Raw genomic sequence first — 18,392 nt, 5'->3', positions numbered from 1 at the left:
GGGAGCGTCAGCGGTGCCCGCCGGTGCGGAAGACCATGTCCCAGAGCGGATTCGAGACGCCGTACTTGGCCTCGGGCTCGCGGTGGTGATGGGCGTTGTGGTAGCGGGCCAGGAAGCGCAGCCACGGCGAGCCCTGCACGCGGCCGTGGTGACTCACGTAGTGCGACATGTCGTAGACGAGGTAGCCCGCCAGCAGACCCGACATGACGACCAGCGCCGACGCCACCGGCAGCACCAGCGAGACCAGGCCGAACAGCACCGCGGCGATACCCACGCCCAGCAGCGGCGGGAAGACGAGGCGCGTGCCGTCGGTCGGGTCGAGGTGGTGGATGCCGTGGGCCAGGAAGTGGACCCGGATGCCCAGCCGGCTGCGCGGCGGCGTGTGGAAGCCCCAGCGGTGCAGCACGTACTCGGCGAAGGTCCAGACGAAGAAGCCGGCCACGAGCAGACCCGCCGTCGCGAGCGCCGACAGCGGCGCCAGGCGCCGGGCCAGCACCGGCAGCGCCACCACCACCGGAGCCCAGATGGCCAGCACGAGCTGCCAGGGGATGTGGGTCATGGCCTCGAGGCGGTCGTCGCCGAAGATGCGCACCGAGCCGGCCCAGCGCACGCCGGGCCGGGCCGCCAGGCGGCGCAGCAGCGGCCGCGGCACCGGCGCGTGCACCCAGTCGAAATAGGACGCACCGAGGTCGGCGACCTGGGCGAACAGCGGGCGCGCCAGATCGACGCCGGCCGGATCGACGAAGTCGCTGGCCACCGGGTTCGCGGGCTGCATGCGGGGTGCGCCGGACATGGGTTCCTTCCTGCCGTTCGCCGCCACGGCGACCGGCCCTGCGGCCAAATGATCCGCACGCCCGGCGACGATGTCAAGGCGGCCGGCCCCGCCCCCGGTTTTCGGTTGGCGCAGCAACGCTTTGCCCGCACAATGGGGCCGACGGCGGATCCGCACGAGGAGGTCGGGATGTCCGCATGGCTGATGCTGGTGCTGGCCGGATTCCTCGAGACCGGCTGGGCCATCGGTCTGAAGTACACGGCCGGATTCACGCGGCCCGTGCCCACGGTGCTGACCGGGATCGCCCTCGTGGCGAGCATGGTCCTGCTGGGCCTGGCCGCGCGCACGCTCCCCATCGGCACGGCCTACGCCGTGTGGGTCGGCATCGGCGCCCTCGGGGCGGCGGTGCTGGGCGTCATCCTCTTCGACGAGCCCCTGCATCCCGGCCGGATCGTCTTCCTCGCCCTGCTCCTCGTCGCCATCGTCGGCCTGCGCCTGACCTCGCGCTCCTGATCCGCCCGCGCCCGGACGCACGACGGCCCCCGTCCCTGGCCGGACGGGGGCCGTCGCCAGCGAGGGTCTGCGGTCAGGCCACGGGTTGCGCCGTGCGGCGCCCCTCGACCAGATCGACCAGCACGCCCACCATGTCGTCGAGCTCGGCGGCCTGGGCCGAGAGCTCCTCGCCCGCCGCGGCGATCTCCTCGCTGCTGGCGGCGTTCGCCTGGGTCGAGGTGTTCATCTGCACGACGGCCGTGCTCACCTCGTCCAGACCGCTGGACTGCTCCGCGCTCGCGCTGTTGACCCGGCCCATGAGGCCTGCCGCATCGCCCACGGCGTCGTTGATGCGGGCCAGGATCTCGGCCACCTCGGACGTGACTTCGACCCCCTGGTTCGCGTTCTGCTGGGCCTGCTCGATGAGGACCGCCGTGTCGCGCGCGGCCTCGGCGCTGCGGCCGGCGAGGTTGCGCACCTCTTCGGCCACCACCGCGAAGCCCTTGCCGGCGTCGCCCGCCCGCGCGGCCTCGACCGCCGCGTTCAGGGCCAGCAGGTTGGTCTGGAAGGCGATCTCGTCGATGGTCTTGAGGATGTTCGCCGTCTGGTCCGACGACTCCTTGATGCGCCCGATGCTCGCGTTCATGCGCTCCATCGCCGACTGCCCGACCACCGTCTCCTCGCTGGCCTGGCCCGCGATGCGGTTCGCCTCGGTGGCGGTCTCGCTGTTGGAGCGGGTCCGCTCGGACAGCTCGGCCAGCGACGCCGACGACTCCTCGAGGGCCGCCGCCGTCTCGGAAGAGCTGTTGGCCAGCTGCGAGCTCGCGCCCGCCACCTGCACCGAGGCCGAGTTGATCTGGGCGGCTCCGGACGAGAGGTTCTGGATGACCCGGGTCAGCGTGGCGTGGATCCGCGCGACGACACCTGCCATCAGGCCGCCGAGCACGAGGATCAGCACGAGCGTGCCGATGCCCACGCCGGTCAGCACGGCCCGCCGCGTGCTCCTGCCGGACGCCACGATGGCCGCGAGCTTCCGGTTCTGCGCCGAGACGTCGAGCATGATCACGAGCACGCCCACCGGGTCGCCCGAGAAATCGTTGACCGGCATCGCGGCCAGCTGCCAGTCCCCCGCGGTCTCCTTGGCGAGCCCGCGCGAGCCCTTCTCCAGCAGATCCACTTGCGACAACGTCAGCGCCCGGTCCCGGTCCGTGGCCGCACAGAAAACGTACTTGTCGGCCACGACGGGGAACGCCTCGGGATCCTGCAGCTTCGTGGCCGTCGCCAGCAGGTCGCGGTTCATGAACACGGCGTAGTCCTCGTCGGCGCTGCCCTTCAGCTTCTCGAGCAGGGGCGTGAAGTCGGTGAAGACCTCCAGGGAACCCAGGTGGCTCGCCCCCTCGGACACGGGCACGACGCCCCGGATCGCGAAGCCCCCGCGCCCCACCTCGATGCCCGACACCTTGTTGTGGTTGCGGTTGACCTCGACGACGGTCTGCCGGAATCCCGTCAGGTCGTCCGAGACGTCGATCTTCCGGCCGTCGCGCTTGGTCTGCCAGTCCTTGCGCCAGATGCGCGTGAGGCTGCGCCCGCTCGGCAGGTGGAAGTGCAGCGAGAGCTGCTCGTCGCCCGTCTGTTTCGTGTAGCCGGAGACGAAGGGCGCCATCGAGGTGCGCAGCATGTCCCGCGCCTCCTGGCAACGCGGATCGGCTTCGTCGTTGATGTTGCCGGTCAGCGCGTGGCGGTAGGCCTTCTGCACGTCGGGCCACTCGGAGAGCAGGGCCGCCTGCTGCAGCACGCGGTCCTCGGCGCCGACCAGGAAGGCGTTGTATTCGTGCACCTTGGTCTCGATGGCCCGTTCGATCGCGGCGTTGGTGCTCCCCTGTTCGGACGCGACCTGGTCGCGGACCATGCCGTCGACCGTCCGCGAAATGCCGAAGAAGGCGATCACGCCGGCCACGGTCAGGGCGGCCACGATGGGCGTGAGGATCTTCATGCGCAGGCTCATGTCATCTCCCGATACTCAGTTTCCGGTGCGGGACCGATCCGGGCGAGGGACAGCCAGATATATCGCCACAACTAAAGCGTTCTTTAGGTCGTAAATGAAGACATACTGCCCAGGTGGGAGCCCCGGCGGCGATTCCGGCTGCGCGTTCCGCTGGACACGAGGGCCCCGAATGCTCACATTGCGCCGACCCGGGCGGTCGCGCGCCGTCCGAACGTATCTGGACCCGACCCGGAGGTGCCGACGTGGGCCCGACCGCCTTTCTCGTGCTCAGCGTCTCTTCGCTCTTCGCCGTCATCGATCCCCTGGGCGTCATCCCCTTCTTCAGCGGGCTGACGGCCGACCGGGACCGGCCGGCCAAGCGGCGCATCCTCGCCAAGTCCCTCGTCACGGCGTTCGTGGTGCTGGCCCTGTTCACCCTGGTCGGGCACGAACTGCTGCGCCTGTTCGGCATCACCATCGAGGCCTTCCGCATCGCCGGCGGCGTGATCTTCTTCGGCATCGGCCTGGATATGCTCCAGTCGAAGCCGCGGCGCTGGCAGACCGGTATCCGGCGCGCGGTGGCGGCCGACAAGGAGCTCCACGCCGTGCACCACCCCGACGAGGTGATCGACGAGGATCCGTCCATCACCCCGCTGGCAATCCCCATGATCGCCGGTCCGGGCAGCATCACCACGGTCATGGTCCTCACCCCCCAGGGGCCGGACAACCTGGGCGCGCCCCTCGTGCTCGCGGCGGTCGGCGCGATCCTGCTCCTGACCGGCGGCATCCTCATGGGCGCCGACGCGGTGCTCAACCGGCTGGGTGCGACGGGAATGAAGATCATCGAGAAACTGATGGGGCTGCTGGTCACAGTTATTGCGGTTCAGCTCATCATTGATGGACTTGGGAAGGTTTTTATAGATTTGGTGCTGAATAGCCCGAAAACATGATGATTTGTTGATTGACAGTTAACCGAACAAAATAATATGGTCAATTCCCCCATCAAAGGGGAAGATTTTTTTGAGCACTTCACCGACGCGTGGACTTGCACAACCGGGCCGCTGTTGCGCTTCGCCCGACGGGTTCCGGGGCCTCTCACCGAGGTGATCGCCCCAACTCGAGCAGCAGACGAATACGGTGGTCAGGGGAGGGGAGAACCCGATGAGACCATCCTCGAGATCCCTATCCTTCCAGGCCCCGCACCTGGTCCGGGACCGCTCCGCGGCGCACGGCGCCTCCGGAGTCGGGAGCGCCCGGGCCGCCCGGCCCATTCGATTCCAGCAGTTCGTCCATCGCGGTGAACCCGTGTCGCCGGCCGATTCGATCGGCGGCAACGGCAGCCGCGTGTATTCGCCCGTCTGATTTCCTCGGATCCAGACACCCGGGCCCGCGGCCCGGACCCGCAGAAGGAGGTGACGGACACAACCGATGGCGATTGTCGTGGGGAACCACCCCCTCATGAATTTCTCTCAAGTACCCGTTTTGGAGGGACAACAATGAAGAAACTGCTCACCATCATCGCTCTTGCCGCCATGACGATCCTCGTTGCCGGTTCGGTGCTCGCCGCCGCTCCTGCTCCGATGAGTTCCACCTCGAAGATCACCCCGGTGAAGGACGAGGGTCCGGCCGGCGACAAGGGCCTGCTCGACTGCTCCGGCGCGATCTCCATCGCCCTGGACAACGTCTACTACGGCGACAACACGGGCGCTCCCAACAACGTCACGACCTACGGCTGCTCGACCTGGAACGAGTCCGGCGGCGAAGTTGTCTACCACCTGTACCTGGCTGCTCCGGCCATGTTCCAGGCCTCGATCGCGGCTGACGCCGGCGATCTCGACCTGGCCGTCCTGGACCAGTGCGACGAGACCCTGGGCTGCCTGATCGTGGTGGACTCCGGCGTGTCGACCAACGTGCCCGTCTCCGGCGACTTCTACTTCGTCGTCGACGGCTACAACGGCGCTGCCAGCCCCTTCACCTTCACCATCGACTCGGTGGCGCTGCCCGAGCCGGTCGACTTCTGCGACGCGGTCGAGGACGTCTTCGGTTCGTACTTCACCGGCACCACCTGCGCCGGCGTGAACAACGTCTCGGCGCTGGGCTGCGAGGCCTACACCGAGAACGGTCTCGAGTACTACTACGAGATCTTCATGCCCGCCGGCAGCAGCTTCACCGCCGACGTGACCAACACCGCCGACGGCGCCCTGTGGGTCGTCGACGCCTGCGTCGAGCCCCTGAACTGCCTGGCCTACGCCGACGACACGTTCAGCGGCGAGACCGAGACCGTCTCCTACACCAACGCGTCCGGCTCGGACATGTACGTGTACCTGGTGGTCGACAGCTGGGGCACCGACAGCTGCGGTGACTACACGATGAACTTCGCGGCCAGCGGCGGCGCCGTGGCCGTGGAGAACGCCTCCTTCGGCACCGTGAAGGCTCTGTTCAAGTAGACCCGGATCCGTTCCGGAAGATCGTGCGAGGGGCCCGGCTAGCGCCGGGCCCCTTCTCTTCGGCAGGACCGGTAGAGCGCCTCGGTGGCGTCGAGCATGCGCGCGAGGGTGAAGCGTTCGCGGTGGCGCGCGCGGCCCCGCCGGCCCATCTCCCGCCGCAGGCCGGCGCTCTCCAGCAGGCACACCAGCCGGTTCGCCAGGGCGGCGCGGTCGCCCGCGGGCACGAGGAAGCCTTCGACGCCGTCGCGGACGATCTCCGGCGTGCCGCCGGCGTCGGTCCCGATCACGGGCACGCCCGCCGCCAGGGCCTCGATGGTGACCAGCCCGAACGGCTCGGCCACCGAGGGCACCACCTGCACGTCGAAGCCGGCGGCCAGGTCGGCCGCGCCCGGCAGATAACCCGTCAGATGGACGCGGTCGCCGACGCCCCTGAGGACGGCCTCCCGCCGCAACGCCGCCGCGAAGGCCCCGTCCTCACCGCCGCCGATCAGCACCACGTGGAGATCCGGCACCGCGTGCCGGGCCGCGGCGGCGGCGGCGACGAGATCGGCCGCCCCCTTGGCGGGCGTCAGGCGTCCCACCATGCCGACCACCGGCGCCGTCGGCGGCGCCCCGACCAGACGCCGCAGCCGCTCGCCTGCCCCCGCACCCGTCGGCGCCGCGACGCCGTTGGGGATCGTGACGACCCGCTCCGGCGGCACCAGCCCGCTGCGGCGCATCACGGCCGAGACGGCCTCGCTCACGCCCACCACCGCCCGGCAGCGCCGCAGGAAGGGCCGTTTGAAGACCGGCCACGAGACCGGCGCCAGCTGGTGCCGCGTGGCGACCTGGGCGCCGCCGTGATCCCGTCCCGCGACAGCCGCGATGAACCAGTCCCGGGGCAGGTGCGTCGCCAGCACGTCGGCATCGGCGCCGGCGACGGCCAGCCACCGCCGCACGCGGGCCACGGTGCCCGGGTCGAACCAGTCGACCATGGCCAGGGGCACCACGTTCGCCGGGCCACCGGCCAGGCCGGCCTCCAGCGCGCTGCCCGGCTGCACGAGACAGCTGACGCGGTGGCCCCGGGCGGCCAGCCCCCGGGCCAGGTTCGCCAGGCAGACCTCGCCACCGTAGAAATCGCGCCGCGTGCTCAGGTGGACGATGTGCATGGAATCCCTGTCGCTAAAGAATACTTTAACCTGACCGATACCTTGCTATTGTGGGACCCGCACCCTTAGTTGACACCCGGGACATCGTATTCTACGGTCAACGCCACACCAACAGGCAACTTAACCCGTTGCACGGAGGCATCTCCCATGGTCTGTGACTTTCGTTCGCTCCGGCGCCCGCTGCTGATCGCGCTGGTCGCCCTGGGACTCGTCGGTCTGGTCTCGTTGAATGCCGTTGCTCAGGATCACGGCGCCGCCGACCCCGCGACCGAACAGGCGGCCGATGGCCACGCGGCCGATCCGCATGCGGCCGCGGCCCACGCCGCCGACGCGGCCGGACACGGTGGCGGTCACGGCGAAGGCCACGGTGAAGGCCATGTCAGCCCCGTCGGCCTGCTGCCCCTGTGGACGGCGATCCCCTTCGCGGGCATCCTGCTCTCGATCGCCCTCGGCCCCCTGCTGGCGCCCCACTTCTGGCACCACCACTTCCCCAAGGTCTCGGCCTTCTGGGCCCTGCTCTTCGCGATCCCGTTCCTGATCTGGAACGCGACGGAGGCCATCCAGGAGATCCTGCACATCTACTTCCTGGACTACTTCCCCTTCATCATCCTGCTGTGGGGCCTGTTCACCATCTCGGGCGGCATCTACGTGGGCGGCGCCCTGCGCGGCTCGCCGAAGGTGAACGTCACCCTGCTGCTGATCGGCACCTTCCTGGCCTCCCTGATCGGGACCACCGGCGCGGCGATGGTGCTCATCCGGCCCCTGCTGCGGGCCAACGACTGGCGCAGGCACAAGGTGCACCTGATCATCTTCTTCATCTTCCTGGTGGCCAACATCGGCGGCAGCCTGACGCCCCTGGGCGACCCGCCGCTCTTCCTCGGCTTCCTGCACAAGGTGCCCTTCTTCTGGGTCACGACCGGCCTGCTGAAGGAGATGCTGCTGACGAGCGGCCTGCTGCTGGTGGTGTTCTTCTTCTTCGACTCCTACTTCTACCGCAAGGAGGAGAACGTGCCGGCGGCCCAGCCCGGCGAGGGCGGCATCCGCATCGAGGGCTGGCACAACTTCTTCTTCCTGCTGGGCGTCATGGGCGCCGTGATCATGTCCGGCTCGCTGCACCTCAACGAGGTGACGGTCTACGCCGGCGGCAGCCACGCCGTGAAGGTGCCCCTGCAGAACTGGCTGAAGGACGTCATCATCATCGCCATGGGCGTGCTCAGCATGGTCACCACGCAGAAGTCCCTGCGCGAGAAGAACGGCTTCAGCTGGTTCCCCATCCAGGAGGTCGCCTACCTCTTCGCCGGCATCTTCATGACCATCATCCCGGCCCTGGCCATCCTGAAGGCCGGACCGGCCGGCGCCCTGGCCGACCTGACCAACAACGTGCACGGCCCGGTGCGCTACTTCTGGGCCACCGGCATCCTGTCGAGCTTCCTCGACAACGCGCCCACCTACCTGACGTTCTTCAACGCGGCCCTCGGCGACCTCGGCAAGGTCGAGGCCGAGATCCCCGGCATGCTGGGCTACCTGGGCTCCGAGCTGAAGAACCTGGAGTTCATCCACGACCTGACGGCCATCTCGGCCGGCGCCGTGTTCATGGGCTCGGTGACCTACATCGGCAACGCGCCGAACTTCATGGTCAAGGCCATCGCCGAGGAGGCCGGCATCCCCATGCCGAGCTTCTTCGGCTACATGGGCAAGTGGTCGCTGCCGATCCTGATGCCGATCTTCGTGATCGTCACCTTCGTCTTCTTCGCCTAAGGAGTGTCTGACATGGCCAAGAAAACCACCGCCGCGCCGCGCTTCTACGAAGTCGTGTTCCGCGGCAAGCCCAAGGTCGTCAAGGCGTTCCTGAAGGGTCTGATGATGGGCGCCGGCAGGGACCACACCGCCTGGTACAGCTTCGACGAGGGCATCCACCACGAGGGCCCGGCCGAGAAGTTCAAGGAGATGTTCGGCGTGCGGGCCGTCGACTGCCACGTGGTGCTCGACGCCGAGGCCGCCGGCTACCTGAAGCAGATGCAGCGGCGCATCAAGGAGGAGACGGGGCTCGAGATCACGAGCAACCGGCACATCCGGTCGGCCAGCTTCGCCTTCTCCTACCACGCGTATGCGCCCAAGTACGCCGACCGCATCGAGGCCGCACTCAAGGACCTCCCCGCCGGCGTCAAGCTCGAGGACTGGCGCCACGACGTGAAGCACGATCCGAGCGCCAAGGGCGTCGAGGCCTACTCCGCGGTGCACGACTTCGAGGCCTCGGGGAAGGGCACGGCCCGGGGACGCATCGACGCCCTCATCGGCCTGCACCACAAGCTCGACGACGATCCTCTCGTCACGGTGGAGACGATCAGGCTGAACCTGGCCTAGACGATCCCGACGCGACGCGCAAGAAGCCCCCGGCCGGCGCCGGGGGCTTCGGCCTGCCGGCACCCCGGCTCAGCGCCGCTTGCGGTGATCGGGCGCGACGACGGCCGCGCGGCCGGGCGCCGTGAAGTAGCGGACCGGGAACATGAGGTACTTCTCGACCCGCTCCTCGATGACGATGTCGGGCGCGACCTCGTCGAAGACCGGCTGGGGATCCGCCGGCAGATTGCTGGTCCACACCCACCGCGACCGGCTGAAGCCGCCCGAGACGAAGGGCCACAGGGCGTCCCCGAACGAATCGCGCAGCACGAGCAGGCGGGGCAGCTCCGGACGGTCCTGGCGGATGTCCAGCGGAGTGCGGTGCTGGTTGCGGTTGGCCGGGACCGGCAGCTCCGTGACGGTCAGGCGCGGGCGCAGATCGTCGCCGACCACCGGCACGTCCTCCCGCAGCCACCCCTCCAGGCCCATCAGCGCCGCCAGGTCGCCGGTCCGCTTCTCCCGCCGGACCACCGTCGGCACCGCCGGCTCCAGCAGCGGCACCCGCGGATCCCAGCCGTGCAGCTGCCGGCGGATCTCCGCCGACGCGAGCCAGGCCCCCAGCTCGTTCCAGTGCGAGTCGAGGCGATAGTAGAGCGGACCCAGGTCACGGCTCCGCTCCCGCAGCACGGGCTTCAGATCGACGATCTTCAGGTCGGTTTCGGCCCGCAGATAGTCGAGGAAGAGATCGCCGCTCGTCCGGGCCGGCGCCCCCGTGACCGTCCCCGGCAGCAGCTCCGGATGGACCGACCACTTGTCCGGCGCGATGACGATGACGTAGGTCATCCCGCGCGCGGCGAACCAGGCGTCGTTGTACTCGAACTGCTCCTTCAGCCGGCGGAACAGCTCCTCGTGCCGGGCCGGCAGCTCGCCCATGTGGTTCGCGCGCGGCTCGCCGCCGCGGTAGCCGGTGCTGTCGTAGAAGAGCCAGCCGTCGCGGCCAGGCAGCACCTGCCCCGAGGAGCTCGCGTTGAAGACCCGATAGCGGAAGAGGCCGTTCAGCCGCACGAGCAGGTTGCGGAAGCCGAAGTGGTCGTCGAACCAGGCGTCCGTCGCGGCCGGCACGTCCGCGGGCGCCAGGGCCGCCAGGTCGGGGGCCGGCGCCGGTTCGCGCTTTTCGTTCAGGGCGGGGGCCGGATCGAGCCCCGGCGCCACCAGCCCCGCCAGGGGCAGGGCGCAGGCCAGCACGAAGAGCACGGCGTAGACGATGTTCGTTCCCCGCTGCACCGCGCCCCCTCAGAACCGGAAGTAGATGAATGGGTTGTAGGAGCCGGAAGCCAGCGAGGTCATCGCCAGCACCAGCCCCGCCAGCAGCACGGCGTTGCGGGCCACGCCCCAGGCCACCCGCGGCGCCGCCCCCGGCCAGCGGGCGAGCAAGGCGTCACGGCGCAGCCGCAGCCACGGCAGCAGCGGCAGGGCGAACGCCGCCCCCAGCAGGGCCGCGGTGGTGAAGGGCGCCGACAGGTAGGCGGCCGGCCCCGGCGCGCCGGTCTCGGTGGCGCCCATTCCCGCCAGGGCCCGCAGCATCGCCCCGAGCTGCGCCGGATCCGCGGCGCGGAAACACACCCAGCCCACGTTCACCACCAGGTGCGTGTAGATCAGTCGCAACGGCAGCGGCAGCCGCGCCACGCGGGCGGCGAGGCCCATGCGCTCGAGCACCAGGAAGAGCCCGTGGTGCAGGCCGAAGAGGATGAAGCCGTACGCCGCGCCGTGCCACAGCCCGCAGAGGAAGAAGACCGTCACCAGGTTGAAGTACACGCGCACGGGTCGCACCCGTCCGCCCCCCAGCGGGATGTAGAGGTAGTCCCGGAACCAGGTCGAGAGCGAGATGTGCCAACGCCGCCAGAAGTCCTGCACCGAGAGGGCGGCGTAGGGATAGTTGAAGTTCTCCGGGAAGCGGAAGCCCAGCATCCGGCCCAGGCCGATGGCCATGTCCGAGTAGGCGGAGAAGTCGAAGTAGATCTGCAGGGCGTAGCCCAGGGTGCCGAGCCAGGCCACACCCGCCCCCACCTGGTCGGCCGGCAGATCCCAGATCGTGTCGACGACGCCGGCCACCGTGTTGGCGATGAGCACCTTCTTGACCAGCCCCTGGGTGAACCGCACGCAGCCCCCGCCGAAGTCGTCGGCGGTCACGCGGCGGTCGCGCAGCTGGTCGGCCACGTCGCGGTAGCGCACGATGGGGCCGGCCACGAGCTGGGGGAACATGGTCACGAAGCAGGCGAAGTCGAGGAAGTTGCGCGTCGGGCGCACCTGCCCGCGGTACACGTCGATGGTGTACGACATGGACTGGAACGTGTAGAAGCTGATGCCCAGGGGCAGGGCGACCTGCAGCGCGTCGTGCACCGGTCCGCGCCCCAGGCCGAGCAGGCCCGCCAGCCCCGTGACCGCTTCCACGCCGAAGTTGGCGTACTTGAAGAAGGCCAGGATGCCCAGGTTCGCCGTCACCGAGAGGACCAGGCCCGCCCGGCGCGCCGCCGGCCGCGACGTGTGCGCGATCACCTGCCCCGCCACGAAGTCGATGACGGCCGAGGTGAGCATCACCAGCACCAGCCAGCCCTCGCCCCAGAAGTAGAACAGGAGGCTCGCGAGCAGGAGGAGCACGTTGCTCGCCCGCAACAGCAGGACCCGCGCCGGACCGGCGGACATCCGGCCGGTCGGACCGAACACCACCGCGTACAGCGCCAGGAAGAGCGGCAGGAAACCGAACAGGAAGATGGGCGAGCTGAAGACCATGGCGCGTCAGTGCCCGGCGCCGAACTTCATCTCGCCCGCGTGGATCGCCACCGGCAGCCGGTTCTCGGCCACCGGCAGCTCGCAGGTCGAATAGGCCGTGAACGCGCAGGGAGGGTTGTAGGCCTTGTTGAAGTCGACCACGACCCGCCCTTCGGCGTCGGGCGCCTCGAGGACCAGGAAGCGGCCGCCCGGGTACGTCTCCGTCCCGTTGGTGCCGTCGCCGAAGATGAGGAAGAGCCGGCCGTCGTCCTGGGCCAGCGGCCGCATGCGGAACGCGTGTCCGGCGACCTTGCCCACCAGCTCGCCGGCGGCCGTCTCGCGGCTCGTCTGCCCCAGCACGTTCGCGACCTCGATGAACCCCGGCTCGCCCTCCAGACGGGCCTCGATGCGCCAGCGGGCGTCGACCGGATAGCGCGGCACGCCGGGGAAATCGCGGCGCAGCTCCGCCTCGCGGTCCTTCACCCGGAGATAGAAGCCCTCGCCACGGACGATCGGGTAGAACACGAGCGATCCGCACGCGAGCATGTCCGGAGCCCCTTCGGCGTCGGTCCGCAGCGCTCCGCCGTCGAACGGTGCGCCCTCGGCACCGTCGACGAACTCCCGCACGGTGACCGCGGTGTCGGGAACGAAGACGACCTTGCCTTCGGCCATCCCGATCTCGCCGATCCGGGCGGGCCCGGCCCCGAGCACGATGTCGTTCTGCGGGTCGCTGCCCAGGCTGTGGGCCCCGTCGGCCAGGGGATGCAGCCCGATCAGGGTCAGCCAGCCCGTTTCGGCCCGCAGGTTGCGGATGCGTTCGGCGTGCCAGTCGTCGATGGTGGCCTGGTAGGCGGAATCCTGGCCACCGCCGCAGCCGGCGCCCAGACCGGCGAGGGCGACGAGCAGGACGGCGGCGGCGACGGGACGGGAAGAACGATGGCGCATGGGTCTACTCCGGGCTGCGGGGGCGTCGGGGAACCGCGCCATCGTACACGATCCGGCGGCGCCCGTCGACGGGGCGGGCGGCGACCCCCGCCTCAGCGCTTGACCGCGAACACGTTCCGGGACAGGTCGTCCTTCATGCGCTCGTAGAGGGCGTCCTCGTCCAGGCGCTCGACGGCGCGCTCGATGCGCGACAGCTCGCCCTTGCGGGCGTAGGCGAGATGGCAGATGGGGTCGCCGGGCGCGACGGCCGGCAGCGTCGTCATGCCGAGCACCAGCCCGCGCCGCGGCGCCTTGATGACGTTCAGGCGACGGCCCACGAGGCTCAGGTTGGTGGCCAGGGCCTCGCCCTTGCTCACGATGTCGCCGGGGGTCACGTGGAAGCGGAGGAAGCCGCCGTGGGCCGCCCGCACCCAGCTCGTGGCGTCGGTCTCGAACCGGTAGGGCGGCGCCAGGGGCTCGCCGGCGATCATGCCCAGGTGGCGCAGGCAGTTGGTGACGCCGCGGATGCCGTACTCGACCACCGTCGGCTCGACCTTCCACACCTCGCCGGCTTCCAGGATGATCGTCGGGCAGCCGCCGTCGGTGGCCGCCTTGCGCAGCGACCCGGCCGGCCCCTTGCCGCTGACGATGAGCTCGGCCCCGAAGGCCCGCGCGAAATCAGCCAGTTCGGGCCGGTCCATGTCGGCGCGCACGTTGGGGAAGTTGGTGCGGCGCATGGCCGCCGTGTGCAGGTCGATGCCGTAGTCGCTGCGGGCGACGATCTCGTCGTAGATCGCGCGCGCCATGCGCGCCGCCAGGCTGCCGCGCGCGGTGCCCGGGAAGCAGCGGTTCAGGTCGCGGCGGTCCGGCAGGTAGCGCTCGTGGCGCTCGAAACCCTGCAGGTTGATCACCGGCACCATGATCAGGGCGCCCCGCTCGAGTTCGAAGGGCTTGTCGACGATGATCGAGCGGATGATGCCGGTGCCGTTGATCTCGTCGCCGTGCACCGCGCCGGTGACGAACACCGTCGGGCCGGGCGCCGCTCCCCGCCACACGTAGACCGGGATGCCGATGTCCGCCCCGGCGTAGGTCTCCGAGACGACCACCCGCACCCGCCCCCGTTCGCCGGGCCCGATCTCGCGGCTGCCCCAGCGGCCGACGTCCTTCACGGCGCGCGTCACGCGAGGTCCTCGCCCAGCTGGTCGAGCAGCTCCGGCGCGAGCTTCTTCACCTTGCGCCGGCGCTTGCGCCGCCGCTCGGGCACGAGGTCGCGCATCGATTCGAGCCGGCCATAGCACAGCAGGCGGTCGCCCGCCTCGAGCACCCGCGAACTGCGCGGATTGGAGATGACGGTGGTGCCCCGGTTGAGGGTGAGCACGGCGATGTCCCGCTCCCGCAGCTGCGACTCGGCGATGGACTGGCCCACCAGTTCGAGCCCCTCGCGGATGAGCAGCTCGGCCACGCCGTAGCCCTTGGTCACGGTCAGGCGCTGGCGCAGGTCCAGGTCGGGGAAGGCGACCTGGTCGGAGATGTAGTCGACCACGGCGCCGGCCACATCGAGACCGGTGCAGCCCTCGATGCCCTCGAGACCCGGCGAGGAGTTGACCTCCATGATCAGCGGGCCCTCGTTCCCCTCGAGCATGTCGACGCCGGCCACCCGCAGGCCGAGGATCTGGGCCGCCCGCACGGCGGTCTCCTCGTAGACCGCGTCGAGGGTGATCATCTCGGCGCGGCCGCCGCGGTGCACGTTGCTGCGGAACTCGCCGGCCTGCGCCACGCGCCGCATGGCGGCCACGACCCGATCGCCCACCACGAAGGCGCGCAGGTCGCGCCCCCGGCTCTCGGCGATGAACTTCTGCACGAGCACGTTCTGGCGCGCGCTGTGCATGGTCTCGATGATGGCCTCGGCCACCTTGTTCGATTCGGCCAGGATCACGCCGACGCCCTGCGTCCCCTCGAGGATCTTGATGATGACCGGCGCCCCGCCGATGCGGGCGATGGCGGGCAGCACGTCCTTGCGGTCGCGCACGAAGGTCGAATGGGGGATGCCGATGTCGTGCCGGCTGAGGATCTGCAGCGAGCGCAGCTTGTCGCGCGAGTTGGCGATGCCGGCCGCCGTGTTGGGCGTGTACACGTCCATCTGCTCGAACTGGCGCACCACGGCGGTGCCGAAGTACGTCAGCGAGGCGCCGATGCGGGGCAGGATCGCATCGTAGTGGCTGAGCTGCTTGCCGCGGAAATACAGATCGGGCTCACCGTGCTCGAGCTCGATGCCGAACCGCAGCGTGTTGAGGACCTTCACCTTGTGTCCGCGTTCCTCGGCCGCCTGGCGCAGGCGCAGGGTGCTGTAGCAGCGCGGCGCCGTCGAGAGGATCGCCAGTTTCAAATCATCGCTCCTTGGCTTTGCCGGCCCTGGGCTTCACCCGCACACCTCCGTGCACGTAGCGTCGGTTCGGATCGACCACCGTGCCCTCGGGCAGGGAGCGGCGGCCGACGAGCATGCGGCACAGCATCCCGCGCCGGCAGACGAGGCTCAGCTCGATCTCGCGCTCGATGGGGCCCAGCTTCATGCGGGTCCGGCACACCCACCGCTCCTGGGTGGCGCCGTGGCTGGGCTTGACCACGGCCCGCCGCACCGGCACGGCCTCGACCACCCGCGTCTCCAGCACCGGCTTCTCCCGCACCACGACCTCGAAGCGGACCCGGCCGTCGGACAGCTCCTCCACGCTGCTCACGTGGATCGCGCTGGTGCGCGCGCCCGTGTCGACCTTGGCCTTGACCGCCGGCACGCCCCAGTCGGGCAGACCGACGACCTCGCGCCATCCCACCACCACCGGCGTGTCTGCGGACCTGGTCACATTCGCTCTCCCATCGCGCCGATCCCGGACGTGTCGGGCGCCCCGCCCCACCGGCGCGCGATGAAGCCCTGGACGATGCCCAGATCGAGGTAGTGCCGGCGCACGGTCTCCGGCAGCAGCTTGAAGTCGGTCACCACGCCCCGGCACGTGGGCGCCCCGCAACGGCAGGGCATGGTCCAGAGGTCCTCGTCCATGGTCGTCGAGTAGTCGAAGCGGATCTCGTCGCCCGCGTCGATGTCCCGGATCGCCACCAGTCGCCGGTTGCCGTGGATGCCCGCGTTGGGCTCGCAGCTGTGGTTGGCGAAGACGCCCGGCGGTCCCAGCAGGATGTAGGATCGCTGTCCCGTCTGCAGCAGGTTCGCACCGTCCGGCGTGTCGTGGAGAGGATCGTCCCGCTCCCGGCGCGGACCGCGCAGCACCATGATCAGTTCGCCGGCGCGGTAGTTCCGCGCCGCGAAAAGCCCTCGTCCGAGCGAACACAGGTCCACCCGGGGCCGCGGGCCCATATCTAGGGTTGGCGTTCGCGCCGGGATCGGCATCCCGGTCGTCGACCGCCCACGTTCGAAGCACTCTGACACATCACCGGAAGACCCTCCTGGGCAAACCAGTTCAAGCGTGCCGCCTTGCGCTTCCGGCCGCGTGGGCCGTGGCCTGGGGTCGGCGTGTTCGTGGCGGCAGAATATAGGCGACCGCCGAATCCTGTCAATCCACCCCGTTGTCGTCCTGTTCCTCGTCCTCGTCCTCGTCCCCGTAGAACACCTCGGCCAGGAACTCCCGCACCGCGGCGTTGAAGGCCTCGGGCTGCTCCAGGTTGGGCAGGTGGCCGGCGCCGGGCAGCACCACCAGATCGGCGTCGGGCAACGCCGCCACGGTGTCCTCGGCCTCCGACACGGGGATCAGCTGGTCGTCCTCGCCGTGGATCACGAGGCAGGGCACGTCCAGACCGGGCAGATCGGGCCGCGAGTCGGGCCGGTCGCGCATGGCGGCCAGGGCGCCGAGCACGCCTTCGGGAGTGGCGGCGAGCATCATCTCCGCCACGAAATCGACCAGATCGGGCCGGTTCTCGTAGCTGTCCGGCGCCAGCAGCTTCGGGAGCATGGCGTCGGCGACGGCCTCGACGCCGTGGGCCCGGACCTCGGCCGCCGCCGCGTCGCGCCCGGCCTTCCCCTCGGCGCTCTCGGGCGTCGCCCGGGTCGCCGCGAGGACCAGTCCCGCCACCCGCTGGGGGTGCCGGCGCGCCAGTTCGTAGGCCAGGTAGCCGCCCATGGACAGGCCGGCCACCACCACCGGCCCCGTCAGCCCCACGTGGTCCAGCAGCCGGGCGCAGTCGTCGGCGTAGCGCGCGAGGTCGCCCCGGTCGTCGGTGGGCGCCGAGAGCCCGAACCCCCGCAGGTCCGGCGCGATGGAGCGGGCCACGTCCGTCAGGCCGTCGATCTGCTCGTCCCACAGGGTGGCGTTGAAGGGGAAACCGTGCAGCCAGAGGACGGGCACGCGGTCGGCGCTGTCCTCCCAGGCCATCAGGTAGTCGTCGGGTCGCGTCATGGGAGCCTCCTCGGTTGTTCCCATGGTACACGAGCCCCAGCCCCGGCGCCCGGGCGAATTGGCAGTCGCCGGGCGGGCCCATCCCGATTAAGATGCACCGATGCGAACCTGCCCTGCCTGCCGCTCGCCCCTGCCGGCGGACGCCCGTTTCTGCCCCGCCTGCGGCGGGGCCGCCGTCGCCCCCGATCCGGAGGCGACGATGCCCGTCGCGTCCGGCGATCCGACCCTGACCTCGGTCGGGCCGTCGGTTTCGTCGCGCCCGGCGATCAGCCACGCTTCCCTGCCCCCCGCCGGGCCCGATTCGGTCGCCGGCGGGCGCTTCGTTCCCGGCGACCTGGTGAACCAGCGCTACCGCGTCGTCGGCCTGCTCGGACGCGGCGGCATGGGCGAGGTGTACCGGGCCGAGGACCTCAAGCTGGGCCAGCAGGTGGCCCTCAAGTTCCTTCCCCGCGGACTCGACCAGGACCCCCATCGCCTGCAGCTCTTCCTCAACGAGGTGCGCACGGCCCGCCAGGTGACCCATCCCAACGTGTGCCGCGTCTACGACATCGACGAGACGGGCGGCCAGCACTTCCTGAGCATGGAGTACGTCGACGGCGAGGACCTCGCGACCTCCCTGACCCGCATCGGCCGCCTGCCCGAGGAGCGCGCCGTCCCCGTGGCCCGCCAGATCTGCGCCGGACTGGCCGCGGCGCACGAGCAGGGGATCCTGCACCGCGACCTGAAGCCCGCCAACGTCATGATCGACGGACGCGGGCGCGTGAAGCTGACCGACTTCGGTCTCGCCGGGCTCGCCGAGGGATTCGCCGGCCAGGACGTGGCCGTCGGCACACCGGCCTACATGTCCCCCGAGCAGATCACCGGCCGCGAGGTCACCGTCCGCAGCGACATCTACGCCCTCGGCCTCGTCCTCTACGAGCTCTTCACCGGCCGGGCGCCCTTCCGCGCCGAGACCATGGCCGAGTACCGCGAGCTCCACGCCGACAGCATGCCTTCGCAGCCGACGATGCACGTCCCCGGACTCGATCCGGTGGTCGAGCGGGCCATCATGCGCTGCCTGGCCAAGGAGCCCGGCGAGCGTCCGGCCTCGGCCCTCGCCGTGGCGGCCGCCCTGCC

At 70.2% G+C, this 18,392-nt stretch carries 17 protein-coding genes; 6 read left to right on the top strand and 11 right to left on the bottom strand.

Features of this window, described 5'->3' with window-relative positions; translation table 11 throughout:
• Positions 1-7 precede the first annotated feature (7 nt).
• Positions 8-793, bottom strand: a complete 786-nt coding sequence (locus KDM41_07100; GenBank protein ID MCB1183182.1) for a sterol desaturase family protein — start codon at positions 791-793, stop codon at positions 8-10.
• Positions 794-961: 168 nt separating this feature from the next.
• Here KDM41_07100 and KDM41_07095 point away from each other — a divergent pair, with 168 nt between their 5' ends.
• Positions 962-1,285, top strand: coding sequence for a multidrug efflux SMR transporter (locus KDM41_07095; GenBank protein MCB1183181.1), 324 nt, complete (start codon positions 962-964; stop codon positions 1,283-1,285).
• Positions 1,286-1,358: 73 nt separating this feature from the next.
• Here KDM41_07095 and KDM41_07090 read toward each other — a convergent pair whose 3' ends face one another.
• Positions 1,359-2,372, bottom strand: coding sequence for a hypothetical protein (locus KDM41_07090; protein MCB1183180.1), 1,014 nt, complete (start codon positions 2,370-2,372; stop codon positions 1,359-1,361).
• A 1,139-nt stretch (positions 2,373-3,511) separates the two neighbouring features.
• Here KDM41_07090 and KDM41_07085 point away from each other — a divergent pair.
• Positions 3,512-4,198 (top strand): MarC family protein, encoded by a 687-nt coding sequence (locus KDM41_07085; GenBank protein MCB1183179.1) that lies wholly within the window; start codon positions 3,512-3,514, stop codon positions 4,196-4,198.
• A 546-nt stretch (positions 4,199-4,744) separates the two neighbouring features.
• Positions 4,745-5,695, top strand: a complete 951-nt coding sequence (locus KDM41_07080; GenBank protein ID MCB1183178.1) for a hypothetical protein — start codon at positions 4,745-4,747, stop codon at positions 5,693-5,695.
• Between the two features lie 38 nt (positions 5,696-5,733).
• Here the strand turns inward: KDM41_07080 and KDM41_07075 are convergent, their stop codons facing one another.
• Positions 5,734-6,843, bottom strand: coding sequence for a glycosyltransferase family 4 protein (locus KDM41_07075; GenBank protein MCB1183177.1), 1,110 nt, complete (start codon positions 6,841-6,843; stop codon positions 5,734-5,736).
• A 147-nt stretch (positions 6,844-6,990) separates the two neighbouring features.
• Here KDM41_07075 and KDM41_07070 point away from each other — a divergent pair, with 147 nt between their 5' ends.
• Both KDM41_07070 and KDM41_07065 read left to right on the top strand, forming a co-directional pair.
• A complete protein-coding gene (locus tag KDM41_07070) occupies positions 6,991-8,601 on the top strand; it encodes a sodium:proton antiporter (protein MCB1183176.1) in 1,611 nt (536 codons plus the stop codon).
• A 12-nt stretch (positions 8,602-8,613) separates the two neighbouring features.
• Positions 8,614-9,207, top strand: coding sequence for a hypothetical protein (locus tag KDM41_07065; GenBank protein MCB1183175.1), 594 nt, complete (start codon positions 8,614-8,616; stop codon positions 9,205-9,207).
• 69 nt (positions 9,208-9,276) lie between these two features.
• Here the strand turns inward: KDM41_07065 and KDM41_07060 are convergent, their stop codons facing one another.
• From KDM41_07060 to KDM41_07025, 8 genes are all read right to left on the bottom strand, one after another.
• Positions 9,277-10,467 carry a hypothetical protein gene (locus tag KDM41_07060; GenBank protein MCB1183174.1) on the bottom strand — a complete coding sequence of 397 codons (1,191 nt, stop codon included), beginning with the start codon at positions 10,465-10,467 and terminating at the stop codon, positions 9,277-9,279.
• Positions 10,468-10,476: 9 nt separating this feature from the next.
• A complete protein-coding gene (locus KDM41_07055) occupies positions 10,477-11,973 on the bottom strand; it encodes an MBOAT family protein (GenBank protein ID MCB1183173.1) in 1,497 nt (498 codons plus the stop codon).
• Positions 11,974-11,979: 6 nt separating this feature from the next.
• Entirely contained in the window at positions 11,980-12,897 is a 918-nt protein-coding gene (locus KDM41_07050) for a DUF1684 domain-containing protein (protein ID MCB1183172.1), read from the bottom strand.
• Between the two features lie 92 nt (positions 12,898-12,989).
• Positions 12,990-14,057 (bottom strand): succinylglutamate desuccinylase/aspartoacylase family protein, encoded by a 1,068-nt coding sequence (locus tag KDM41_07045; GenBank protein MCB1183171.1) that lies wholly within the window; start codon positions 14,055-14,057, stop codon positions 12,990-12,992.
• Positions 14,054-15,262, bottom strand: coding sequence for a RimK family alpha-L-glutamate ligase (locus KDM41_07040; protein MCB1183170.1), 1,209 nt, complete (start codon positions 15,260-15,262; stop codon positions 14,054-14,056). Before KDM41_07040 ends, KDM41_07045 begins: the two co-directional genes overlap by 4 nt.
• A 1-nt stretch (position 15,263) precedes the next feature.
• The gene (locus KDM41_07035) at positions 15,264-15,734 is read right to left on the bottom strand and encodes an ATP-dependent zinc protease (protein ID MCB1183169.1); all 471 of its coding nucleotides are present in this window, start codon (positions 15,732-15,734) and stop codon (positions 15,264-15,266) included.
• On the bottom strand, positions 15,731-16,222 hold the full coding sequence (locus KDM41_07030) for an SET domain-containing protein-lysine N-methyltransferase (protein MCB1183168.1): 492 nt from the start codon (positions 16,220-16,222) through the stop codon (positions 15,731-15,733). Before KDM41_07030 ends, KDM41_07035 begins: the two co-directional genes overlap by 4 nt.
• Positions 16,223-16,436: 214 nt before the next feature.
• The gene (locus KDM41_07025) at positions 16,437-17,276 is read right to left on the bottom strand and encodes an alpha/beta fold hydrolase (GenBank protein ID MCB1183167.1); all 840 of its coding nucleotides are present in this window, start codon (positions 17,274-17,276) and stop codon (positions 16,437-16,439) included.
• A gap of 100 nt (positions 17,277-17,376) precedes the next feature.
• Here KDM41_07025 and KDM41_07020 point away from each other — a divergent pair.
• Positions 17,377-18,392 (top strand): protein kinase (locus KDM41_07020; GenBank protein MCB1183166.1); only part of this gene is annotated, 1,016 nt, incomplete at its 3' end.

This window comes from bacterium (genome assembly GCA_020440705.1).
Classification (GTDB): domain Bacteria; phylum Krumholzibacteriota; class Krumholzibacteriia; order LZORAL124-64-63; family LZORAL124-64-63; genus JAGRNP01.
Note: the sequence above shows the minus strand (reverse complement) of the source record. Positions and strands in the feature narration are given on the sequence as shown.

Excerpts from the sequence above, each read along its gene's own strand:
- KDM41_07100 (MCB1183182.1), bottom strand. The coding sequence starts at position 793 with ATGTCCGGCGCACCCCGCATGCAGCCCGCGAACCCGGTGGCCAGCGAC.
- KDM41_07095 (MCB1183181.1), top strand. The coding sequence starts at position 962 with ATGTCCGCATGGCTGATGCTGGTGCTGGCCGGATTCCTCGAGACCGGC.
- KDM41_07090 (MCB1183180.1), bottom strand. The coding sequence starts at position 2,372 with ATGCCGGTCAACGATTTCTCGGGCGACCCGGTGGGCGTGCTCGTGATC.
- KDM41_07080 (MCB1183178.1), top strand. The coding sequence starts at position 4,745 with ATGAAGAAACTGCTCACCATCATCGCTCTTGCCGCCATGACGATCCTC.
- KDM41_07075 (MCB1183177.1), bottom strand. The coding sequence starts at position 6,843 with ATGCACATCGTCCACCTGAGCACGCGGCGCGATTTCTACGGTGGCGAG.
- KDM41_07070 (MCB1183176.1), top strand. The coding sequence starts at position 6,991 with ATGGTCTGTGACTTTCGTTCGCTCCGGCGCCCGCTGCTGATCGCGCTG.
- KDM41_07065 (MCB1183175.1), top strand. The coding sequence starts at position 8,614 with ATGGCCAAGAAAACCACCGCCGCGCCGCGCTTCTACGAAGTCGTGTTC.
- KDM41_07055 (MCB1183173.1), bottom strand. The coding sequence starts at position 11,973 with ATGGTCTTCAGCTCGCCCATCTTCCTGTTCGGTTTCCTGCCGCTCTTC.
- KDM41_07050 (MCB1183172.1), bottom strand. The coding sequence starts at position 12,897 with ATGCGCCATCGTTCTTCCCGTCCCGTCGCCGCCGCCGTCCTGCTCGTC.
- KDM41_07025 (MCB1183167.1), bottom strand. The coding sequence starts at position 17,276 with ATGACGCGACCCGACGACTACCTGATGGCCTGGGAGGACAGCGCCGAC.